Here is a 20,825-nt window from a genome sequence, read left to right as displayed (position 1 = left end):
GGGGTAGTCGGGGTGGGCTCTGCGTTGGTGCTGGTCGTGGTCGGGGCGAATGTGCGGTTGCGGATGTTGTCGGTTGGGCATTGGTTCCGGGTCTCGACCGTGGCGTGGGCTCCGGTTGTGATTGTGCCGGGTGCGATGATCGGTCCGGATGGCCTGCCGATGACCTATCTGCGCGGGCGGCTGGATGTCGCGATCGAACTGTTGGCGGCGAAGAAGGTCGACGAGATTCTGATCTCCGGCGATGCCGCAGGTAGGTCGGGCGACGAAATCGCCTCGATGCGTAGGTATCTGCTGGCTCATGGCGTCGATCCCGCGCTGATACGAGCGGACGGCGTGGGGCTGTCGACCTGGGAGACGTGCGAACGAGCGCACAGCCTGTTCGGCGTCGGCCGCGCGATCATCGTCACCCAGCATCAGCACGCGCCTCGGGCGATCGCCCTGTGCCGCGGCGCGGGCATCGATGCGGACGGCGTCGATGCCTATTGCGAGTGCACGCGAAAGACACTGGTGCGCAACACTATACGAGAGTGGCTTGCAGCACCGAAAGCGGTTGTCAGGCTGCTCGGCTCAGCTCGGTAAGGGGCGAACCCCGTATCAGGGGACGTGTCAGGTCCGCATCAGGTCGGTATCAGCCCGGCCAGCGACGGTACTCCCATGAACAACACGGCAATCGCGGCCTCCGGGTTGCGCAAGGCGTACGGCGACAAGGCCGTACTCGACGGCATCGACCTGAATATCGGCGCCGGAACGATCTTTTCGTTGCTCGGGCCGAACGGAGCGGGCAAGACGACGACCGTGAACGTGCTGACCACGCTACTGAAGGCGGATGGCGGAACGGCCCACGTCGCGGGCCACGACATCACCACCGAGCCCGAGGCGGTGCGCGCGGCGATCGGCGTCACCGGACAGTTCGCGGCGGTGGACGAACTGCTGACGGGCGAGGAGAACCTGCGGATGATGGCGGACCTGCACCGCCTGAAGGGCAGCGACCGCAAGCGCGTGGTCGATGAGCTGCTGGAACGATTCGGCCTGACGGAGTCGGCGAGGAAGCGGTCCTCCACCTACTCCGGCGGTATGCGCCGGAAGCTGGATCTGGCGATGACGCTGGTCACCCGGCCGCAGATCGTCTTCCTGGACGAGCCGACCACGGGCCTGGACCCGCGCAGCCGCCGCACCATGTGGGAGATCGTGCGGGAGTTGACCTCCGACGGCGTCACGATCTTCCTGACCACCCAGTACCTCGAGGAGGCCGATCAACTGGCCGACCGGATCGCGGTTCTGGACCAGGGCCGCATCGTCGCCGAGGGCACTCCCGAGGAGCTCAAGCGCCAGGTGCCCGGCAGTCACATCCAGCTCCGGTTCACTACGGTCGACGAGGTGGACGCGGCGGCGCGACTGCTGCCCGGATCCATCCGCGACGACGCCCTGGCCCTGCGGGTCCCCGGCAATGGCGGCACGAAATCCCTTCGGCTGCTGCTGGATCGGCTCGCCGAATCCGATATGGAGGCCGAAGAGGTCTCCGTCCACACCCCCGATCTCGACGACGTTTTCCTTTCCCTGACCGGCCACGCGACCACGGAGGCGACAGCATCATGAGCACCATCACAGCACCCCTGGCAGATTCCTCGATCATGTTGCGCCGCAACATCAAACACATCACCAGGACCCCCGTCACGATCTTCAACGCGGCGCTGATGCCGGTCGTGATGATGCTGATCTTCGTGTACGTGTTCGGCGACGCGTTCAATGTCGGCGAGCGCTACATCGACTACGCGGCGCCGGGAATGATCCTGCTGGCCATCAGTTACGGGCTCTCGGGCACCGCGGTCTCGGTGAGTTCCGATATGGCCAAGGGCATCATCAACCGCTTCAAGGTGATGGATGTCTCCCGCGGCGCGGTCCTGACCGGTCACGTCGTGGCCACCATCATGACCAATGTGGTGGCCATCGCGGCCATCATCGGTGTGGCCTTCGCGCTGGGATTCCGTTCGCCCGCAACGCCCTTGGAGTGGCTCGGCGCGATCGGCGTGATGGCGGCGACCTCGTTCGCGGCCTCCTGGCTCACCGTCGCACTGGGTATGGCGGCCAAAACGCCGGAATCCGCCGGATTGACCGTGGTTCCGCTGATCATGCTGCCCTTCCTGAGCAGCGCGATCGTGCCCGCCACCAGAATGGGCCAGGGCATCCGGCAATTCGCGCAGTATCAGCCCTTCACACCGATCATCGAGTCCCTGCGCGGATTTCTCACCGGGCATCCGTCCGGCGGCTACACCGCCGCCGCGCTGGCCTGGTGCGCCGGGTTCGCCATCGTCGGATACCTGTGGTCGCGAGCCACATTCAACAAGCGAGTGTAGTCGCGGCCAACTCGTGCCAGCTCGCCCGAGCACCCTCGTTCGTCGCCTCGGTGAAGAGTTCTTCACCGAGGCGACTTCGTGCTGTCTGCTCGATCCGTGCCACGTCCGGCTGGGAATGGTCGGGCAGGCCGCGCACCGCGGTGCTCGCCGCGAGCAGCCGGGCGGCCTGCTCATACTGTTCCTGACGCAACGCCAGGTCGGCGATTCCGACGAGTACCCGGGCGATCCCGGGTGCGTACCCGACCTCGGAGACCGCCTGGAGAGCCACGGAACGGTGGGTTCGGGCCTCGCCGAGATCGTCGGCGACGTACCCGAGCAGGTCGTGTATCGCCGCTTTGTTCTGCCCCTGCTCCGCATCCTCACCCAATGCGGTTGTCGCGATGTCGATTTCGGAACGCATCTGCCCGGAATCACCGCTCCAGCGGACCAATTCGGCCTTCGCCAACGCGACCTCGGCCAGCGCGCTCGGCCAAGCGGTCTGCGCCGCGGCTCGCTGTGCCTGCTCCAGGGCAACGGCACTGGCCGGCTCGCCCAGCAGCCAATACAACTGGGCCTGCCGAGCCCGGAACCGGACCACGTCCTCGATCGCGCCGACTTCCGTGACCGCCGCGACCGCCTGCTCGAAAAGGACACACGCAGTGGCGAATTCGCCGCGCATGGCGATTCGATCCGCCAGCTCGCTCAGTGCGAAGGATATCCCCCAGCGCTCACCGACGGCCCGGAATTCCGCCAGCGCCGTCTCGAAGTACTCGTCCGCCTCCTGCCCGAGCGGGCCGCCCAGCACGGTCCGCATCTTGCCGAGCTGCAGCCGGGCCAGCGCCCGGACCCACGGTTCGTCATCGGTGAGCAGCGGTTCGAACGCGGTCAGCATCGCGTCAGGGCCCTGTAGCAGGCGTTCGAGCGCGCCGACGAACGGCACCGTGGGGTGCGGCGCCGTGCTGCCTCGGCCGAATCGATAGGCCTTATGGATCCACTCCTGCACCTGGCGCTCGTCGTTGCGCCCGGTGGAGACGAAATGCACGATCAGCCCGTACACGATGGTGCGGGTGTCGTCGTCCACCTCGCCCGGCAACTCGGCGGCCGCGGTGATCAGTTGCAGCCCCACCGTCTTGTGCCCGCTCAGCCACCAGTACCAGCCGGCGGCCGCCGCGAGCCGCATCGCCCCGGCCGCCTCGCCGGCCGCCAGCGCGCCCCGCATCGCGGCGGCGATGTTGTCGTGTTCGGCCGCTAGTGTGGCGAGCCACCGCACCTGCTCGCCGCGACGCAGATGCGGTTCCGCGGTGGCCGCGAGTGTGGTGAAATGCTCCAGATGCGCCCGACGCGCCGGTTCCGATTCACCCGCTTGCTCGAGCCGCTCCCGGGCGTACTGCCGGATCGTGTCGAGCATCCGGTAGCGCGGCCCGCTGTCGTCGGCGATGAGCAGCAACGACTTCTCGGTCAGCGCGGTCAGCAGATCGAGCACCTCCCACTGCTCGATTGCCGAATCCTTCCCGCCCCCTTGCCCTTCGGGGTCTCCGCACGTGTTATTCCCGCCCACCGTCCCCGTGTTCACGCAAACCTGCTCTGCCGCTTCCAGACTCACTCCGCCGGAGAACACCGCGAGCCTGCGCAGGACCATTCGTTCGGCGTCGGTGAGCAACTCCCAGCTCCAGTCGACCACCGCGCGCAACGTCCGATGCTGCGGTATGGCGGTGCGACTGCCACCGGTCAGCAGCCGGAACCGATCGTCCAGCCGGGTGGCGAGCTGATCGAGGGACATGGTCCGCAGGCGAGCCGCGGCCAGTTCGATCGCCAGCGGTATCCCGTCCAGGGCCCGGCATACGCGCGCCATCGTCGCCAGGGTGCGGGCATCGGCCGGAAGTTCCTTGCGCACCGCACCGGCCCGGTCCCGCAGCAGTTGCACGGCCGGCGAGGACTCGATCTCCGCGGAACTCGCCCTTTCGGTGGGCAATGCCAGCGGCTCGACCTGCCACAGCGCCTCACCGGTGATGCCGAGCGCCTCCCGGCTCGTCGTGAGGATCCGCAGGCGCCCGCACTCCCCCAGCACCTGGTGCGCGAACGCCGCGGCGGAGTCGATCACGTGCTCGCAGTTGTCCAGGATCAGCAACGTTTCCCGTTCACGCAACGCCGCGACGAGCCGATCCATCGGCTCGGCATGCTGTGCGGTGAGCAGCGCATCCCGCAGCCCGAGCGCCGCCAGCGCCGACTGCGCCACATCGCCGGCGGTGCCGACGGACGCCAGTTCGATCAGCCAGGCCCCGTCCGGGAGGTCCTCGAGCATGCTGCGCGCGGTCTCCAGGGCCAGCCGGGTCTTTCCCGAACCGCCGGGGCCGGTCAAGGTGGTGAGCCGGTGGTTCGCGATGAGTTCGCGGACGGCCGCGACATCGGCGTAGGTGCCGATGTATGCGGTCAGCTCGGCTCGTAGATTCGTCTTGCGGTCCTGCTCCGGCGCTTCCACCTCACCGCGCAGCAGCGCGACGTGCAGTGCGGACAGCTCCGGGGAGGGATCCACGCCGAGCGTGTCGGCCAACGCCTCACGCGCGTTCTGATACACGGTCAGCGCCTCGGCGGCGCGTCCCGCCTCGCCGAGCGCCCGCATGAGCGCGGCAACGAGGCGTTCCCGCACCGGATTCCGGGCCACCAGCTCGGTCAGCTCGGCGACCAGATCCGGACCTCGGCCGAGCCGGATCTCGGCCTCGTACAGGTCCTCCGTTGCCGCGAGGCGCAGTCCGTCGAGCCGGGTGATCACCGCGTCGACGGCCTCGCTGTCCTGGACGCCGACATCCTGCATCAGTGCGCCGCGCCACAGCTCGACCGCCTCGCGCAGCAGCTCGGCCCGGTATGCGTCGCCACCACCACGTGCCTGGTCGAGAAGCTGTTCGAACCGCACCGCGTCGACGGCGCGGGGGTCGATCACCAGCCGGTACCCGCCCGCCTGCACGTCGAGCGATCCGTCCGGCAGCGCCCTGCGCAGCCGGGAGATCAGCGCCTGCAGGGCATTCGCCGCCTCGGCGGGCGGCTGCTCACCCCAAATCCAGTCGACCAGAGTCGTTTTCGGGACCGCGCGGCCGGGCTCGAGCGCAAGCGCGATCAGCAACGCCCGCAACCGGGCACCCGGTACTTCGATCATTGCACCGTCATCTGCCCGGATCTCGAGCGGTCCAAGCAACCCGATCTTCACCCGGACCATTCTGCCGTGAACGATCGGTGCTCGTCAGCCCGCCTGTCGCATGGGCACCGAGCAGGGCAGACGTGATGTCAGCGGGCGTGTCAGAGCGGTGTCAGGCCGGTATCAGCGGGTCCGGCGAAAGTAATCACGTCAACACAGCACGGCAATCCAGCAGACAGGCTGAATTCGCCACCCGCACAAGGAGAAACGCCATGACCGCCTTCCAGACACCGAACCCGATCGCCGTCACCTTCGACGTCCTGTCCGCGACAGTCGACGTCGTCGCCTCGGACCGCACCGACACGGTCGTACAGGTCCGGGCCGCCGACCCGGCCAAGAAGGCCGACGTGCGCGCCGCCGCCCAGACCCAGGTGGAATACGCCGACGGCACCCTGACCGTGAAGACCCCCAAGGACTGGCGCACCTACACCGCCTTCGGCGGCAACCCCACCATCGAGGTCACCATCGAGGCGCCCACCGGCTCGCGGGTGAAGGGCACCGCTGGCTGCGGCAACCTGCACGTCACCGGCGAATTCGGTGAGTCCCAGGTCGAGACCTCCATGGGCGACATCGTCCTGGACCGCCCGCTCGGCTCGGTCACCGCGAAGACCTCCAAGGGCGACATCCGCATCGGTGCGGCCGCCCGCGGCGAGATCCGGCTGGAGACCTCCATGGGCGAGCTCGAGGTCGGCATCCGCCCCGGCAGCGCGGTGAACGTGCAGTCCAACACCATGCAGGGCACCGTGCAGAACCAGCTGGGACCGGTCTCCGACGCCCACGGCGACACCGTGCACGTCTTCGCACGCAGCTCGATGGGCAACATCACCATCCGGCACGCCGTCGCCGCCTAGGAAACGACATGCCAACGAAGCCGACGGGACGGGTGAGACAAATGCACCCGCCCCAACGGCCCCGCCCATCCTCACCGCAGGCGGGTGCGCGGTATCAGGTCGATATCAGCCGATCCGGCGACAGTTATCCCATGAGCAGTTCAGCGATCGCGGCGACCGGGCCACGAGAGGCGTACGGGGACACGATGATCCTCAACGACGAGGCGATGCGCAACGGCGCGCTCACCATCGACCGCACGCCCTTCCGCTCGGCTGACCAGAAGTAAGAAGCAACTCAGGGTGGACCGGGAGCGCTGCATCGACGCCGGAATGTGCGTGCTGACCGCCCCCGGAGCATTCGACCAGGACACCGAAGACGGCCGGGCGGCGCTGCTGGACCGGACCGCCGAGCCCGGCGCCGTTCGCGAGGCCGTCCGACCGTGCCCGCCCGGCGCGATCACCATCGTCGATCAATCGCTCACGTAAAGGAAAATCCCGATGAGTCAAGCACTTCCGATCCCGCACGGCCTTCCCACGGACCGCGACGCGGGGCCCTTCAACCCGCCCGCCGCGGTCACCCGGCTGCGTGCGGATCGTCCGGTCAGCCCGATCGTGTTTCCGGATGGTCACCAAGGCTGGATCGTCACCGGCTACGAGGCGCTGCGCGCGCTCATGGCCGACACCCGGTTCAGTTCCCGCACGGACCTCGCGGTCATGCACACGCTCGAGGATCTGCCCGACATGCCCGTCATCGAGGAACCGTCCCCGCAGATTCCGGGCGTCTTCATCGCGATGGATCCGCCGGATCACACCAGGCTGCGGCGCAGGCTCACCGGCGCCTTCACCGTCCGGCGCATGAGGCAGCTCGAGGACCATATCGTCGAGGTTGTCGAGCGGCAGCTGGACCACCTGGCAAGCCTGACCCCGCCGGTGGATCTGGTCGCCGAGTTCGCGCTGCCGGTGCCCTCGCTGGTGATCTGCGAACTGCTCGGCGTCCCGTACGCGGATCGGTCGACCTTCCAGGTCAACTCCGCGAAGTTCCTGATCAGGGATCAGCCGATCGAGCAGAAGATGGTCGCGTACAGCGCGCTGACCACGTTCCTGGCCGAACTGGTCGTGAGCAAGCGCGCCGACCCGGGCGACGATATCCTGTCCGACCTGGCCCGCCAGGACGGCCTGTCCATCGAGGAACTCACCGGCATCGCCTTCCTGCTGCTGCTCGCGGGTCATGAGACCACCGCCAACATGCTCGGCCTGGGCACCTTCGCGCTCCTGGAGAACCCTGAGCAGGCCGCCGAGCTGCGCGAAACCCCGGACCTCATGCCCGACGCCGTCGAGGAGCTGATGCGCTACCTGTCCGTGGTCGACATCCTCTACCGCTACGCCACCGAGGACATCGAGCTCGCCGGCGAAACGATCACCGAGGGATCGACCGTCGCCATCTCCACGCTGGCCGCCAACCACGACCCTTACCGCTTCGACAACCCCGACACCTTGGACATCCACCGCACCGCCCGCGGCCACCTGTCCTTCGGCCACGGCGTCCACCAATGCCTCGGCCAGCAGCTGGCCCGCATCGAGATGCGCGCCGGTTTCCAGGGCCTGCTCCGCCGCTTCCCGACCCTCGCCCTCGCCATCCCCGCCGCGGAGGTGAAACTCCGGACCGACATGAATATCTATGGGGTCCATGAACTTCCGGTCACCTGGACCGGCCGGTAGCCACACCCCAGCCATCGGCCGGGATCCACAGTCGCACGGACTGCGGATCCCGGCCGAAAGCATGCCGGGGCATCTGAAGACCGACGTTCCGGGAGCGAATGACGAGTCGACAGGTGCGCGGGTCGGCCGCTCGACGTGAGACTGGATCAACCCGGCGACGCCGGCGCATCGGATGGCGCACACTTCCTGTGAACGCCGCACGCGGCTCGAGAGGAAACCGGATAGTCTCTCTGCGGGCATACGGCATGGGAGGTGGAGCTATGGAGTGGTCGGATGTGCTGGCCCGGATCGTGGCATGGCTGCGGGCCGGATACCCGCAGGGCGTGCCCGATCAGGACTACCTGCCATTGCTGGCGGTGCTGGGGCGCCGGTTGAGCGACGAGGAACTGGACCAGGTCGTGCACGAGCTGGCCGGACAGGGCGCACTCCCCGCGAGCCGGGTCGACGCCGGCGTGGTGATCAGCAGGCTCACGAACGAGCTGCCCCGCGAATCGGACCTGGCACGCGTGCGAGACCGGCTGCGAGCGGCCGGATGGCCGGTTGAGAACAGCTGGCGGCGAACCGGATCCGGAACCGCCGCGGGACACGCCGCACCAGCGCCGACGGGCACACAGCCGCCTGGCGAGGTTGAATCAAGTATGCCGATTCACTACGACCAGAGCCTGGAACAACTGGCCCACCTGCTGCACGCGATATGTCTGCAGGACCGGAACGCGGTCGCGATCGCGACCACCGCCCTGGTGACCAGCGATCTGGAACAATCGCAGACCGCAATCGACATCAGCACCAAGGTCACGGCGATGGTCCGTGATACCGAGCAGGAAGCGATGCAACTGCTGGCGCTACGTCCGGTCGCGGCCGAGTTGCGACAGGTGGTCACCGCGATCCAGCTCAGCGGCAACCTGCAGCGCATGGCCGTCCTGGCTTCGCACATCGCGGAGTCCGCCCGCCGGCGCCACCCCGCGGCGACGGTCCCCGAACCGGTGCGGCCGTTGATCTCCCAGATGGGTACGGCGGCCGTCGCGATCGCGACGAGCGCCGCGGCGGTACTCGACTCACCCGACCCGCACACCGCGTCCACGCTCGACGAGCAGGACGACCTCATGGACCATCTGCACGAGGAACTCCTGCTCACCGTCATGGGCCCGGCCTGGGAGTACGGCATCACCGCCGCGGTCGACCTGACCCTGATCGGCCGCTACTACGAACGGTTCGCCGACAACGCCGTCGAGGTCGGCCGCCGCACCATCTTCCTGGCCACCGGCCAAACCGCCGACAACTGGCTGGCCGCCCACCGCCGCGACTCGGACTGACAAGCGCCCCGCACAGCCGCCTCGGCACCGAAGACGATCGCGCTCACCAGCCACGCCATCGGGCCGCCGCGTGACAGCATCCTGGATCCGATTCGGCGATGCACCACGGATTCCGTCACCGGCGACCCCGAAACCGCCTGCGACGGCGCGCCTGTCGCGATCCACGCCCACCCGTCATGCGCCGACCGGCGAATTGCTTAGTTAGCCTTACGATCGTAAACTCGTTTCTTGCGCTTACAAAGCGTTCGCCAAGTATTCCCTTGCGATCCATGCGCGAGGGGACTGCCGGCGGAACCGACAAGAGCAGGGGAACCCTCGAATGTCCGTCACACCGGAACATCTCACGATCGGGGGACGCGACGTCACCCTCGCGGCGGACCGCTGGACGGCATCGGATCAACGCAGGGTCGTGCTGCTGCTGCACGGCGGCGGACAGACCCGGCACTCGTGGCAGCACACGGGGGCGAGGCTGGCCGAGCACGGCTGGACCGCCCTGGCGCTCGACGCGCGCGGGCACGGTGAGAGCGGCTGGTCCGCCGACGCGGACTACGGCCAGGACGCCATGGTCGCCGACCTGCGCGCGGTCCTGGCCACCCTCGACGAGCGGCCCGTGCTCGTCGGCGCGTCGATGGGTGGCATGACCTCGCTGCTGGCCCAGGGCGAGGACCCCTCGCTCGCCCGCGGACTCGTCCTGGTGGACGTGACCCCACGGATCGAACCCGAAGGCAGCGCCGAGATCACGGCGTTCATGCGCTCGGGCATGGAGGGGTTCGATTCGCTGGACGACGCCGTCGAGGCCGTCATGGCATACAACCCGCACCGCAAGCGTCCGCCGCGACCGGCGGGACTGCGCAAGAACCTCCGCGAACGCGACGGACGGTGGTACTGGCACTGGGATCCGGAGTTCCTCGGCCGGCGCGGCGAGGGCCTGTCGGCCGAGCAGACCGCCCGCGCCATGACCACCCGCGCCACCGCCGCGGCCCGCGCCATCCGGGTGCCGACGCTGCTCATCCGCGGCAGTGAGTCGCGCATCGTCAGCCCCGAGGGTGCACGCGAGTTGCTGACGCTGATCCCGCACGCCAAGTTCATCGATGTGAACGGCGCGGGCCACATGGTCGCCGGAGACGATAACGACGTGTTCGCCCAGGGCCTGCTCGGTTTCCTCGACGACTGCGTATTCGTCTGACAACGCCCGCTTACTTCGCGGCGGCTCCTTCGCCGCGGATGAAACCGTCGATGAGTCCGGCGAGTTCGACCGGGCGGTCGCCCTGTACCGAATGCCCTGCGCCATCGACGACCTCGACGCGCGCCAGTGGCAGGCGGCGCAGCAGCTCCGCGACGTCGTCGTCGTCCACGACCGGCGAGCGCGCTCCGCGGACCAGCAGCAGTGGGGCTCGTACGGCGGACACGTCGTCCCACAGGGCGCTGAAGTCGACTCCCCCGGCCGCGGTCGGGCGGAGCCGATCGTAGCGCCACACCCAGCGACCGTCCTCGCGCTCGCGGGCGTTGTGCAGGATTCCGCGGCGCAGCGACTGAACCGACCGGCCCGGGTTGTGTGCCACCGTACGATCGAGGATTTCCTGGAAGGATCCGAAATCGGCGGGGCCGTTGACGAATGCGGATATCGCCGCCGTCTTGCGCTCCTGATCGCTGGTGCCGGGAGTCACGTCGACGACGATCAAGCGGCGCACGAGATCCGGGCGGGCGGCGGCCAGGTGCAGTGCCGTCAGTCCACCGAGTGACATACCGACGACCGCCGCGGCCCGCGGGGCCAGTGCGTCGATGACGGTGGCTACCGCATCGGCCAGGTGCTCGGGTGTGTAGTCGTGTTCCGGCCACCAGTCCGAATGACCGTGGCCGGGCAGGTCCACCGCGACGAGTGGGAGCCCCAGCGCCAGCGCGACGGTATCCCAGGTATGCGCGTTCTGCGCGCCACCGTGCAGCAGCACCAATTCCGGTTCACCATCCCCCCAGCGCAGGGCACTGACCCGCCGCCCGGGCGCGATCTCGACAGAACTTCTCACCACGTGCGGCGGCCCGGACCAGGTCAGTCCCGCCTCCGCCGCGTTCTCGGCGAACAACCCGAATTCGTCATATTCCGCCATTGCGACAGTATGAACGCGTCCCGCGCCCGTAGGCGGGGCTGGTGTCGGTCACCGAAGTCCGCCGGGCACAAGGCGAGTCGCGTACAACCACCGCAGCGAGCCCGTATCGTCCACGACCGGCCGCTGACGATCTTTCGATCTGCTCGAGCGCAACCGGGCTCCGCACGTAGGGCCCGGGCGTGATCCGCGACGAGAGTGCGCAGGCCCGGTCGCCCCTGGGTGTGCCGGCGCTCTACTCGTGATCCCCGTCGCGGTGGCGCAACCGGTCACGTTCAGCGGCCAGTGCGGCGTTGCTGTGGCGCAGCGCGTTGTTGGCGTCCGCGAGGTCGGCGTTGGCACCCTCGAGATCGGTATTCGCGTCCTCGAGGTCCAGGATGCGCGCGATCGCGGCGAGGTTGACCCCTTCTTCCACAAGGGCACCGATGCGCGCGATCCGGGCCAGATCGTCGCCGCTGTAGCGACGGGTCCCGCCCGCACTGCGGACAGGAGTGATCAAGCCGTGCTGCTCGTACAAACGCAGCGTGTGCATACCGATCCCGGCCAGCTCCGCCGCTACCGAGATCCCATAGACCGCCCGACTCGAGCCGGGCAGGTGATCCTGACCGGCGTCGGGCAGGTGGTCGGACCGATCGGACTGCATCGCGCTCCTTATCTGTCTGTGGGCCAGATTACCTCAGCTCGAATCTTGCACCCACTCGCGGTGGGTGCTAAAACAAATCTAAGTCAGAGGACTAAGATTATCTGATCGCAGCCACGCGCAAACCTTGATGACGCCCGCCACACAGCACAGAGGACGATCGTGACCACAACACCGCCTGTCATCGGCCCTACGCCGGGAGCCACCATCGATGCCGTGGCCCCCGCGCAACCGCCGCGGGCCGGAAGTTTCCGGTTCTGGTTCGCCAGCCGCCGCTGGGAGTGGTCGGCGGAGATCTACCAGATGCACGGCTACCAGCCCGGCGAGATCGAGCCGACCACCGAACTGCTTCTCGCGCACAAACATCCGGACGACCGTGAACACGTCGCCGAGGCCATCGCACGCTCGGCGAACCATGGAGAACCCTTCTCCAGCCGCCATCGGTTCATCGACACCCACGGCACCGAACACGCGGTCATGGTCGTCGCGGACCGAATCCTCGACTCCCAACACGAGCCCGTCGGCACCGCCGGGTTCTACATCGACCTGTCCGACGCTCTCGCCGAAGCCGAGCGCGAAACCCTCAACCAGCACCTGCCCGGACTCGTCCAGTCCCGCGCCGTGATCGAACAGGCCAAGGCCGTACTCATGCACATGTACGGAATCAACTCCGCCCAGGCATTCAAGGTCCTCACCTGGCGCTCGCAGGAGACCAACACCAAACTCCGCGCCCTGGCCGAACAACTCATGGCCGAACTCGCCACACTCCCCCGGCCCGACCCCTCCACTGTCACCCAGTTCGACCACATCCTGCTGACCCTCCACGAGCGCATTCCACCCGAGAACCGATAACGGGCACCCACTCGAAACCCACACCGGGCGGTACCGACCGATCGTCCCCTCGGGCACTCCGGAACCGAAGTCGCCTCTGAGCCTTGCTGTCCCAATAATATGCCGTTAAACTACGGTACGTTGTATATCGAGCCTCTAATTAAGAGGAAGATCGCCGTCGGCGATCGGTCGACGGGACAGTGATGCGCACCAAAATCCAGCCGAAGTCCGAGCTCTACCAGCTCCTGACGCCGCAGCAAATCGCCGACCTCGCCGAAAGCCTCATCGAGCATCGAGAACTGCCCCGGCAGTACGGCTATGTGGGTACCGGCGCCCAGCATTGGAACCAGCAGTCGACCGAGGAGCTGTCTCCCGCCACGAACCGCCTCTTGAACGCCGATCAGGCCTATCTGTCCGAGTTGATCTCCCGCCGCGAACGCTGGGACGTCGTCGACCTCGGCGCAGGAAATGGGCTACCCGCGCGGCCGCTGTTGTCCTGGCTGGTAGACGCGGGGCGCATGGGCCGATATGTGGCGACCGATATCAGCGCGGACATGCTGCGGATGGCGGAGCACAACATCCGGACCTGGTTCGATGGCGCAGTTCCGTTCGAGGGCCACATCATCGATCTGGCGAGGCAACCGTTCGCCACTCATGTCGGCCGCACGCCACGGCTGGTGCTGCATTTCGGCAACACACTGTTCAATCTCCGCAATCGCGATCAGGCATTCGGGATGGTCCACGACAACATGACGGCGAACGACTTCCTGATCCAGGAGCAATACGTCGACAGCCCGCAGGATCGGCTGACCAGATCGGCCAGGAATCTCGGACCGGCACAGCGGCTCCCACCGGGCCGCAGATTTCTCGTCGATCTGCTCGGCATCGGTGAGGACCTGTACACCCTCGAGTCCGGATACGACCTGCAGCGTAGCGAACGGTTCGAGCGCATCCGCCTGACCACCGGCGCCAGTATCCGCTTCGACGCCGGGCCGGTTGTGGACCTCGACGCGGGGGAATCACTGCTGGTGATCCGCAATCCGATCCACGGGCGCGCCGAATCCCTGGCGAAGCTCGGCGAGTACGGGTTCACCACACCACATGTACATCACAGCGACGACGAGCGACGCCTGCTGACGGTCTCGACCGTTGCGTGATCATTGCCGGATCGGTCGGCCTGCCCTGCGGGTCGATAGTCGTTGTACCGCAGCCTGTCTACTCGACCGAAGGAGGTGAACCATGAACCGATTCGTACTCGACCCCGCTCCCGTCTAAACGTCTCCGTTGTTCGGTTGGAGATCTTCCGCACGGGCAGGTGGCGCCATGCTCACTCGCACAATGGCCCACCTGCCCGTCCCACTCGGATAGACGGGGTTTCCTTCGTGGCGGTACAGACGCTCTGGGAAGGCAATTTTCCTCGATACCTACTCGGTCGATCGGTATCGTTTCTGGGAAATGCCATGGCGCCGGTAGCGCTGGCGGCAGCTCTCCTGCACCACGACGCCGGGTCTTCGGGCCTGGGGCTCGTGCTCGCGGCACGCAGCGGCGCGCTGGTGATCTTCCTGCTCGTCGGCGGTGCGATAGGCGATCGGTCCCGCCGCAGTCACGTACTGGTGGCATCCCACGTCGGTGCGGGCGTCACTCAGGCGGCCGCGGCGGCGCTGTTGCTGTCCGGCACTGTCGACATCACGGCCCTCACCTGTACCGAGGCCGTCAATGGGGCGCTCTCGGCGTTCACGCTGCCCGCCGCGGCCGGGATTCTGCCCCAACTGGTCGGTGACGGATTCAGGCAGCGGGCCAATTCGCTGATCAGCTCCGCTCGGTACGGCGGCACGGTGATCGGCCCGGTAGCCGGTGGCTTGATCGCCGCCCGATTCGGTGGCGGTGCGGCGATCGCCGTCGACGCGGCATGTTTTCTGATCGCTGCGATCTGCCTGGCCGCGATTCGCGTCGAAAGCGCCGCCACCACACGACGAACAATGATGGCGCACAGCATCATCGATGGGTGGCACGAATTCCGTTCGCGGCGTTGGCTGTGGACTATCGTGCTCGCCTTTGCCGTGCTCAACAGCATCTGGGCCGGAGTGTGGCTGGTGCTGGGCCCGGTCGATGTGGCTGCCGGCTCGCACCCGGCGATCTGGGGAACAACCCTCGCCGCCAACGGAATCGGCATTGTGATCGCGAATATTGTCATGTACCGGGTCGACATCGGGCGATTGCTCGGCACAGGCCAGCTGTGCGTGGCAGCGCTGGGCGCGCTGCCGCTGCTGGCGCTCGGGATGCGGATGCCCCCAGTTGTGTTGATGGCCGCCGCATGCCTCGGCGGGATCGGGCTGGGAATATTCGGCATCGCCTGGCAGACCTCGCTGCAGCAGCATGTGCCGAACGAATTGCTGTCGAGGGTATCGGCGTATGACAGTTTCGGCTCGTTCGTCGGTATGCCGCTGGGCCAGATCGCCGTCGGTCCGCTGTCGGCGCACTTCGGCTCTTATTCCGTGGCGGTGGCCGGTGGCGTCCTGTTTCTGCTGTTCGGGTCGGTGCCGTTGGCCGTGGCCGACGTTCGCGATCTGCGCCAACCACCGGCGCGCCCGCACAAGGGCCGGGTCATCGGCCGCCGAGCGCGGAATCAGGACATCGAGGTGATCGAGAGCTAGGAGCGGAATCGAGACGGTCCAGGATTTCGCACAGTCGAATACCGTTCTGCCGAGCCGATTCTGGTTCGCGCATCAGGCTGTGACGGCCGATTCGTAGGCTCGAAGAGTCGCGACCACGAGTTCGCGTTGTTCGGCCGTGAGCGGGCCGAGCGCGGCCCGCCAGCCGGTGCCGGCGCCGCCCAGCCAACTCTGTACGGCGGGCCGGTGTTCTTCGGCGATGGCGACTATGGTGCGCCGGCGGTCGTTGTCGTCTTCACTGCGATTCAGGATGCCCTTGCGACTGAGGTCACCGACCATCAGGCTCACGGTGGTCGGCGCGACCTCGAGCCGGGCCGCGAGCTGGTTGACCGTGAGCGGCCCGTCGATCAACAGGTACGTCAGCAGTGACAGGTGACGCGGCGCGAGGTCGAAAGTGCGCAGCGCCTCGGGGACCGGGATCTGCTTCGCCCTCCCGACGAGTCGCGGCATCAGCAGTACCAGGGCCCGCACACTCTCGTCCAGGGACGGATCGCTCTCGGTTGACATACCTTTCTCTCCAAACTATCTTTGCATGCAAAGCTATATTGGTCTCGGGTTCATGGTCGCACATCGGCCGGACCGTACTCATGAAGGAGCCGTCGATGAGCGGTAACCATGTCCTGACCATCGGCCTGCACCCGAATGCCATGGATTACAGCCGTTTCCCCGACCTGGACGAGGCCACACTGCTCGCCAGGGTCGACGCCGTCGACACGTCCTTGCGCGACGCGGGCTTCGATGCGACGTCGTGCCGGGTCAGCGCGTCACCCGACGAGGCGGAAGGTCAGGTCCGCCAACTGCTGGCCGAGCGCTCGTTCGACGTCGCGATGATCGGCGCGGCCGTCCGGGCCGTCCCCGAACACACTCTGTTGTTCGAGCGCATCGTCAACACGCTCATCCAGGCGAACCCGCGAATTCGGCTCTGCTTCAACACCTCCCCCGAAACCACCGTCGACGCCCTGCGCCGCTCGACGACCGGACTCGCGAGTTGATAGGACGACCGGCGGTGCGGGTCTTCCTCGCCTCGATCGTCATGTACGCGATGTTCCAGGGGGCGAGCATCCCGATGATGGAAAAGCGCAGGGTGAGCCAGCGCGCCGCGTGAGCCCCCGAATTCTCATCGCGGGCATGGCGATCCGACAGTGGTGAGGAGGCGCAGCCCCCTCACCACGTCGACATGGAACCTCTAGCTCGGGGACTTGCTGAGGTCACCGTTCTCGTTCTCGGTGATCGGCACACCGTCGCTCTTGGAGGTGTTCTCGGTCTGACCGATCACGGTGTTCAGGCTGTCGACGCCGGAACTGTCACCGCCCTTGAGCTTGTCGAAGGCCGACTGGACGGTATCGCCCAGTTTGCCCAGGGGGGCCGAGATCGATTTGCACAGTGTGGGATTCGCCTTCGCGTCGACCAGTGCGAGACGGACCTCACGCTTGATGAACAACGCCGCCAGACCGCCCTTGACGAAGGCCGTGATCCGGCCCTTGGCGCCCTTCTTGAAGGTGCCCGCTTTCGCGGGCTTGTAGATCCAGCGGTGGAACGTGCCGAACGCCAGACCGGTATGGGCGACGAACTTGGTCTTGGCGAAGGCCGTGGTGTTCGTGGCCGGACAGCTCGTGTCCTCACCCTGGGCATCGGCGGCGGTGCCGGTGGGGTCCGCCGGGATCGACTGGTCGGTACCACTACTCGCAGCCGTCGACGAGCTCTTACAGCCGCCGACCAGCACCACTACCGGTATCAATAGGAGAACCAATATTCGCATCAAACGTGTCACGCCACACTCCGACATTCGAACTGATCAGTACCGGCCGTACAGTACCTCAGCAACCGCCCGGCAATCTAGACCATCCGGAAAACTTCCGTATCGGTCGCGGAACCGGTTCTCCCGCTGTATAACTCGTCACACGGGCTCGATCATAGCCCGGCCGACTGCACTAGTCTCTTCGATATCCATTGTGAGACAGCCGAAATCGCGAGCAGTCGCAGTCTACCGTCCGGCGAGCTCCGCGACGACCGGAGCGAATGCCTCGGCGAAGTCGGCGCCGAACACGAAGTAGGAGAAACCGATCTCCTCCCGGCGCCGCTGGATTTCCTCCGCGGCGGCTGCCGGGTCGTTCGGAAGTCTCGCCAGCGAGTCGGCCGGAAGGGCGCTGAGATCGGTAGTGGGAGGCGCCATGAACGGCGCGATCGTCTCGCCGATGAACGGCACGCCCAGTGCGAGTTCGACATCCCCGAGCGCGCTCACCTCGCGCGCCAGCTGTGCGACGTCGGCGCGGGATTCGTGCGGTAGCACCGCGAAAGTGACAGTGTCCGCGACCTCGGCCGCCAGCGCCCGGGCCTTGGGCCCGCGCACGGCCATCGCCACCGGCGTGCGACGGTCGGGACCATCGAGATCTCGCAGTGTCTCGATGGTCTCCCTCACCTCGGCCAGCCGCTCCCTCGGCGAGACCACGGGCAGCCCCAGCCGGCGCAGCTCGTCCTCGATTCCGGGCCTGCCCGTGCCGATACCGAACTCGAAGCGCCCCTCGGTCAATACCGACAGCGAGTGCGCTTCCCACGCCGTCATCCACGCCGGGCGCAGCGGGGAGGCATACACCCAGGCGCCCACGCGCAGGTCGGCCAGGGCCGCGGCGGTCGCCAGCAGCGGACCGGGCGCGGGTTGCAGGTGCGGTACGTCGGGCGCCAGCAGCGTCGAGTAGCCGCTGTCGGCGATGCGGCGCACGCGATCTCGCCACGTCGGCAGGTCGGTTCCGAGCGGGGCGACGACCCCGAACCGAAACGGCTTCGTCATGCCTGGACTCCTGTCTGTCGGTATATCCAGAGGTATCGACGCCGGATCCTGCCGAAATTCATCGGCGGCGCGGGCGGGCGGCGACACCGGCCACCCGGCCCTGCACGACCGACGATCAGCAGTTGTCGACGATCGTCGGCCGGCGATTCCGCGCGACGTTGTCCTGGCGGGGAATTCGGTTGGCGAGGACCGAGCGAGTCGCGTGCAACGATGACAGGAGTTGCAGGCGCTCGGAGTCGGCGCTGCCCGGCTCGGCGGTGAAGACCAGCATGACCGGGCCAGGATTTCCCGGGAGCGGGTAGGTGTCCCAGTCCAGGACCATGTCGCCCACCTCGGGGATCTGGAAGGTCTTGGTGCCACTGACCGACTCGCGTACGTCGTGGCGGGCCCACAGCCGCCGGAACTCGGCGCTGCGGATACTCAGCTCACCGACTATCGCCGTGGCGCGGGGGTGGGTGGGATCGGTGGCGACCGCGGCACGCATCATGCCGATGTAATCCAGGGCCTGCTGCTCCCAACCCGCACAACTCCGCCGGCTGGTCAGCGTGTCGTCGAACATCAGCAACAGCATGTTGAGCCGGTCGGGCGGGTAATCGGCCGGATCGCCGAGCAACGCTTCCGCCATGGGGTTCCAGTCGAGCAGATCGAGATGCCTGCCGAGCACGACCGCCGGAGTGTTCATGACCCGCAGCAGCCGACGTGTGCTGTCCGGCACCCGTTCCGGCTCGCGCTGCACCCGAGCAGGCATAGGCCGCCGGGCGGCGTGAGCCAGGGTGAACAGGTGACGACGTTCCTCATCGTCCAGGCCGAGCGCGCCGGCAAGCGCATCAAGAACGTCGTCCGACGGCCGAACCTCCCGCCCCTGCTCCATCCGCTGGTAATAGTCGGTACTGAGCCCAGCCAACATGGCCAGTTCCTCGCGCCGCAGCCCGGCTACCTTCCGCCGCCCGCCCGGCTCGAGCCCCACGTCGTGCGGACGCAACTGCCCGCGCCGCGCACGCAGGAAATCACCGAGCTCACGAGCGTACGGATGGGAGTTGCTCACACCTCCAGTGTGGCGCGGCCCGGACCGGAATAGGTAGGTCCAGCAGACCTAGGCAATCGAAACAGCTACCGCTGCCCAGTGGCCTCGCGTCCGCCGTGGAACTGGAGGCCACACCACGGACGCAGTTGCCCAGGCTGCGAGCAGGAAGTCACCGAGCGCACGGATGGTGATTGCTCACGCCTCCAGTGCGGCCCGGCCCGGCGAAGGGTGGGTTCCATAGACCTAGGTAACCGGGAACGACCGAAAGGGGTCGGATTGCTCATAGCGTCGATGGTTCAGACACTTTTGTAGGAGACGCAGATGAGCGAGTGGACCACCGACAGTATTCCCGACCAGCGCGGTCGGATCGCCGTGGTGACCGGTGCGAATTCGGGGTTGGGCCTGGTGACTGCCAGTGAGCTTGCTCACCGGGGCGCTCATGTGGTGCTTGCCGTTCGGAACACCGCTGCCGGCGAGGAGGCCGCGCGTGGGATCGGCGGTGACGTCGAGGTGCGCGGGATTGACTTGGCCTCGCTTGCCTCGGTGCGGGAATTCGCGGAAGAATTGGCCGCCGAACATCCGGCAATCGACCTGCTCGTCAATAACGCCGGTGTCGTATTGCTCGGTCCGCGTCGCACCACTGTTGACGGTCTCGAGATGCAGATCGGTACCAACATGCTGGGGCATTTCGCGTTGACCGGGTTGCTGCTCGATAACCTGAGCGCCGCGCCCGAGGCTCGGGTGGTCAATCTCAGTTCGATCACTCACAAGAACGCGCACTTGGACTTCGACGACCTGATGTTCGAGCGTGGATACAAGGCGTCCGCCGCCTATGGTCGGTCCAAGCTCGCCACTACGGTCTTCGGGCTGGAACTGGACCGCCGCCTACGGGCGGCGGGATCGCCGATCATCAGCGTGCTTGCCCATCCCGGACTCACGCGGACCAATCTCACCCCGCGTGCGTGGGAACATCGCGGTCGGCTCGGGCGGCTGATCGCATGGGCCGGTCTGCTGGCCACCCAATCGGTGGAGCAGGGCGCGTTGCCGCAGTTACGCGCCGCGACCGAGCCCGGCGTGCGGGGCGGTCAGTTCTTCGGCCCCGCCGGACTCTGGGAGACGCGTGGACCGGTCACCGAGGCCCGGCTCAGCCGGGAGGCCGCCGATCCAGCCGTCGGCTCACGGCTCTGGGCGGCCGCCGAGAAACTTACCGGGGTCAGCTACCTCTGACCGCGCGGAGGAGCCGGCCCTGGCATGGGGACGGGCGCCGGTTGTGCCTCGGCCATCACACGGCTCTCGCCGCTCTCGAGCGCCTCGCCGAACTGGACAACCAATTCGGCGCCACACGAGTCCGGCGGGCATGGAAGGCATTTCACGCCGATGGCG

The 20,825-nt window shown here is 67.2% G+C and carries 21 protein-coding genes; 14 read left to right on the top strand and 7 right to left on the bottom strand.

Going from position 1 to position 20,825, the window contains the following annotated elements:
• From JZ791_RS27905 to JZ791_RS27895, 3 genes are all read left to right on the top strand, one after another.
• On the top strand, positions 1-579 hold a 579-nt coding region (locus tag JZ791_RS27905; protein WP_216898293.1), incomplete at its 5' end, for a SanA/YdcF family protein.
• A 75-nt stretch (positions 580-654) separates the two neighbouring features.
• Entirely contained in the window at positions 655-1,596 is a 942-nt protein-coding gene (locus JZ791_RS27900; protein WP_216898291.1) for an ATP-binding cassette domain-containing protein, read from the top strand.
• The gene (locus JZ791_RS27895) at positions 1,593-2,354 is read left to right on the top strand and encodes an ABC transporter permease (RefSeq protein ID WP_216898289.1); all 762 of its coding nucleotides are present in this window, start codon (positions 1,593-1,595) and stop codon (positions 2,352-2,354) included. Before JZ791_RS27900 ends, JZ791_RS27895 begins: the two co-directional genes overlap by 4 nt.
• Here the strand turns inward: JZ791_RS27895 and JZ791_RS27890 are convergent.
• Positions 2,338-5,484, bottom strand: a complete 3,147-nt coding sequence (locus JZ791_RS27890) for an AfsR/SARP family transcriptional regulator (protein ID WP_254206414.1) — start codon at positions 5,482-5,484, stop codon at positions 2,338-2,340. The genes JZ791_RS27895 and JZ791_RS27890 overlap by 17 nt on opposite strands.
• 251 nt (positions 5,485-5,735) lie before the next feature.
• Here JZ791_RS27890 and JZ791_RS27885 point away from each other — a divergent pair, with 251 nt between their 5' ends.
• The 6 genes from JZ791_RS27885 (at position 5,736) to JZ791_RS27865 (ending at position 10,571) form a co-directional block, all read left to right on the top strand.
• On the top strand, positions 5,736-6,374 hold the full coding sequence (locus JZ791_RS27885) for a DUF4097 family beta strand repeat-containing protein (RefSeq protein WP_216898285.1): 639 nt from the start codon (positions 5,736-5,738) through the stop codon (positions 6,372-6,374).
• 131 nt (positions 6,375-6,505) lie between these two features.
• Positions 6,506-6,640 (top strand): hypothetical protein, encoded by a 135-nt coding sequence (locus JZ791_RS46155; protein ID WP_256461968.1) that lies wholly within the window; start codon positions 6,506-6,508, stop codon positions 6,638-6,640.
• Positions 6,641-6,653: 13 nt separating this feature from the next.
• Entirely contained in the window at positions 6,654-6,839 is a 186-nt protein-coding gene (locus JZ791_RS27880; RefSeq protein WP_308163129.1) for a ferredoxin, read from the top strand.
• Between the two features lie 12 nt (positions 6,840-6,851).
• Positions 6,852-8,072 carry a cytochrome P450 gene (locus tag JZ791_RS27875; RefSeq protein ID WP_216898283.1) on the top strand — a complete coding sequence of 407 codons (1,221 nt, stop codon included), beginning with the start codon at positions 6,852-6,854 and terminating at the stop codon, positions 8,070-8,072.
• A 260-nt stretch (positions 8,073-8,332) separates the two neighbouring features.
• Complete coding sequence (locus tag JZ791_RS27870) at positions 8,333-9,385, top strand: DUF3349 domain-containing protein (protein ID WP_216898282.1); 1,053 nt, start codon at positions 8,333-8,335, stop codon at positions 9,383-9,385.
• A 319-nt stretch (positions 9,386-9,704) separates the two neighbouring features.
• Positions 9,705-10,571 (top strand): alpha/beta fold hydrolase, encoded by an 867-nt coding sequence (locus tag JZ791_RS27865; protein WP_216898280.1) that lies wholly within the window; start codon positions 9,705-9,707, stop codon positions 10,569-10,571.
• A 10-nt stretch (positions 10,572-10,581) separates the two neighbouring features.
• Here the strand turns inward: JZ791_RS27865 and JZ791_RS27860 are convergent, their stop codons facing one another.
• Together JZ791_RS27860 and JZ791_RS27855 are read right to left on the bottom strand one after the other, a co-directional pair.
• Positions 10,582-11,490 carry an alpha/beta fold hydrolase gene (locus JZ791_RS27860; RefSeq protein WP_216898279.1) on the bottom strand — a complete coding sequence of 303 codons (909 nt, stop codon included), beginning with the start codon at positions 11,488-11,490 and terminating at the stop codon, positions 10,582-10,584.
• A gap of 232 nt (positions 11,491-11,722) precedes the next feature.
• Positions 11,723-12,130: a MerR family transcriptional regulator gene (locus JZ791_RS27855; RefSeq protein ID WP_216898278.1), complete on the bottom strand. Its 408-nt coding sequence runs from the start codon at positions 12,128-12,130 to the stop codon at positions 11,723-11,725.
• A 159-nt stretch (positions 12,131-12,289) separates the two neighbouring features.
• On the opposite strand from JZ791_RS27855, the gene JZ791_RS46610 reads away from it, so the two are divergent.
• The 3 genes from JZ791_RS46610 to JZ791_RS27840 all read left to right on the top strand — a co-directional run bounded on the left by JZ791_RS46610 (position 12,290) and on the right by JZ791_RS27840 (position 15,612).
• Positions 12,290-12,979 carry a PAS and ANTAR domain-containing protein gene (locus JZ791_RS46610; RefSeq protein WP_308163128.1) on the top strand — a complete coding sequence of 230 codons (690 nt, stop codon included), beginning with the start codon at positions 12,290-12,292 and terminating at the stop codon, positions 12,977-12,979.
• A 182-nt stretch (positions 12,980-13,161) separates the two neighbouring features.
• On the top strand, positions 13,162-14,115 hold the full coding sequence (locus JZ791_RS27845; protein WP_216898276.1) for an L-histidine N(alpha)-methyltransferase: 954 nt from the start codon (positions 13,162-13,164) through the stop codon (positions 14,113-14,115).
• A 75-nt stretch (positions 14,116-14,190) separates the two neighbouring features.
• Positions 14,191-15,612: an MFS transporter gene (locus JZ791_RS27840; protein ID WP_308163127.1), complete on the top strand. Its 1,422-nt coding sequence runs from the start codon at positions 14,191-14,193 to the stop codon at positions 15,610-15,612.
• Positions 15,613-15,684: 72 nt separating this feature from the next.
• Here JZ791_RS27840 and JZ791_RS27835 read toward each other — a convergent pair whose 3' ends face one another.
• Positions 15,685-16,137, bottom strand: coding sequence for a MarR family winged helix-turn-helix transcriptional regulator (locus JZ791_RS27835; protein WP_216898273.1), 453 nt, complete (start codon positions 16,135-16,137; stop codon positions 15,685-15,687).
• Between the two features lie 95 nt (positions 16,138-16,232).
• Between JZ791_RS27835 and JZ791_RS27830 the strand changes: the two genes are divergently transcribed.
• On the top strand, positions 16,233-16,622 hold the full coding sequence (locus JZ791_RS27830) for a hypothetical protein (protein WP_216898272.1): 390 nt from the start codon (positions 16,233-16,235) through the stop codon (positions 16,620-16,622).
• A 194-nt stretch (positions 16,623-16,816) separates the two neighbouring features.
• On the opposite strand, the gene JZ791_RS27825 is transcribed toward JZ791_RS27830, so the two are convergent.
• The 3 genes from JZ791_RS27825 to JZ791_RS27815 form a co-directional block, all read right to left on the bottom strand.
• Entirely contained in the window at positions 16,817-17,401 is a 585-nt protein-coding gene (locus JZ791_RS27825; protein ID WP_308163126.1) for a hypothetical protein, read from the bottom strand.
• 213 nt (positions 17,402-17,614) lie between these two features.
• On the bottom strand, positions 17,615-18,418 hold the full coding sequence (locus JZ791_RS27820) for an LLM class flavin-dependent oxidoreductase (protein ID WP_216898271.1): 804 nt from the start codon (positions 18,416-18,418) through the stop codon (positions 17,615-17,617).
• A gap of 115 nt (positions 18,419-18,533) precedes the next feature.
• Complete coding sequence (locus JZ791_RS27815) at positions 18,534-19,463, bottom strand: helix-turn-helix transcriptional regulator (RefSeq protein ID WP_216898269.1); 930 nt, start codon at positions 19,461-19,463, stop codon at positions 18,534-18,536.
• Positions 19,464-19,763: 300 nt separating this feature from the next.
• Here JZ791_RS27815 and JZ791_RS27810 point away from each other — a divergent pair, with 300 nt between their 5' ends.
• Positions 19,764-20,669, top strand: a complete 906-nt coding sequence (locus JZ791_RS27810) for an oxidoreductase (protein WP_216898267.1) — start codon at positions 19,764-19,766, stop codon at positions 20,667-20,669.
• Positions 20,670-20,825: the final 156 nt, after the last annotated feature.

The organism is Nocardia alni, from assembly GCF_019038435.1.
GTDB lineage: Bacteria > Actinomycetota > Actinomycetes > Mycobacteriales > Mycobacteriaceae > Nocardia > Nocardia alni.
This window is presented reverse-complemented; position numbering and strand designations above follow the sequence as displayed.

Coding starts and splice junctions, on each gene's coding strand:
- JZ791_RS27900 (WP_216898291.1), top strand. CDS start 655: ATGAACAACACGGCAATCGCGGCCTCCGGGTTGCGCAAGGCGTACGGC.
- JZ791_RS27895 (WP_216898289.1), top strand. CDS start 1,593: ATGAGCACCATCACAGCACCCCTGGCAGATTCCTCGATCATGTTGCGC.
- JZ791_RS27890 (WP_254206414.1), bottom strand. CDS start 5,484: ATGATCGAAGTACCGGGTGCCCGGTTGCGGGCGTTGCTGATCGCGCTT.
- JZ791_RS27885 (WP_216898285.1), top strand. CDS start 5,736: ATGACCGCCTTCCAGACACCGAACCCGATCGCCGTCACCTTCGACGTC.
- JZ791_RS46155 (WP_256461968.1), top strand. CDS start 6,506: ATGAGCAGTTCAGCGATCGCGGCGACCGGGCCACGAGAGGCGTACGGG.
- JZ791_RS27875 (WP_216898283.1), top strand. CDS start 6,852: ATGAGTCAAGCACTTCCGATCCCGCACGGCCTTCCCACGGACCGCGAC.
- JZ791_RS27870 (WP_216898282.1), top strand. CDS start 8,333: ATGGAGTGGTCGGATGTGCTGGCCCGGATCGTGGCATGGCTGCGGGCC.
- JZ791_RS27865 (WP_216898280.1), top strand. CDS start 9,705: ATGTCCGTCACACCGGAACATCTCACGATCGGGGGACGCGACGTCACC.
- JZ791_RS27860 (WP_216898279.1), bottom strand. CDS start 11,490: ATGGCGGAATATGACGAATTCGGGTTGTTCGCCGAGAACGCGGCGGAG.
- JZ791_RS27855 (WP_216898278.1), bottom strand. CDS start 12,130: ATGCAGTCCGATCGGTCCGACCACCTGCCCGACGCCGGTCAGGATCAC.
- JZ791_RS27845 (WP_216898276.1), top strand. CDS start 13,162: ATGCGCACCAAAATCCAGCCGAAGTCCGAGCTCTACCAGCTCCTGACG.
- JZ791_RS27835 (WP_216898273.1), bottom strand. CDS start 16,137: ATGTCAACCGAGAGCGATCCGTCCCTGGACGAGAGTGTGCGGGCCCTG.
- JZ791_RS27830 (WP_216898272.1), top strand. CDS start 16,233: ATGAGCGGTAACCATGTCCTGACCATCGGCCTGCACCCGAATGCCATG.
- JZ791_RS27820 (WP_216898271.1), bottom strand. CDS start 18,418: ATGACGAAGCCGTTTCGGTTCGGGGTCGTCGCCCCGCTCGGAACCGAC.
- JZ791_RS27810 (WP_216898267.1), top strand. CDS start 19,764: ATGAGCGAGTGGACCACCGACAGTATTCCCGACCAGCGCGGTCGGATC.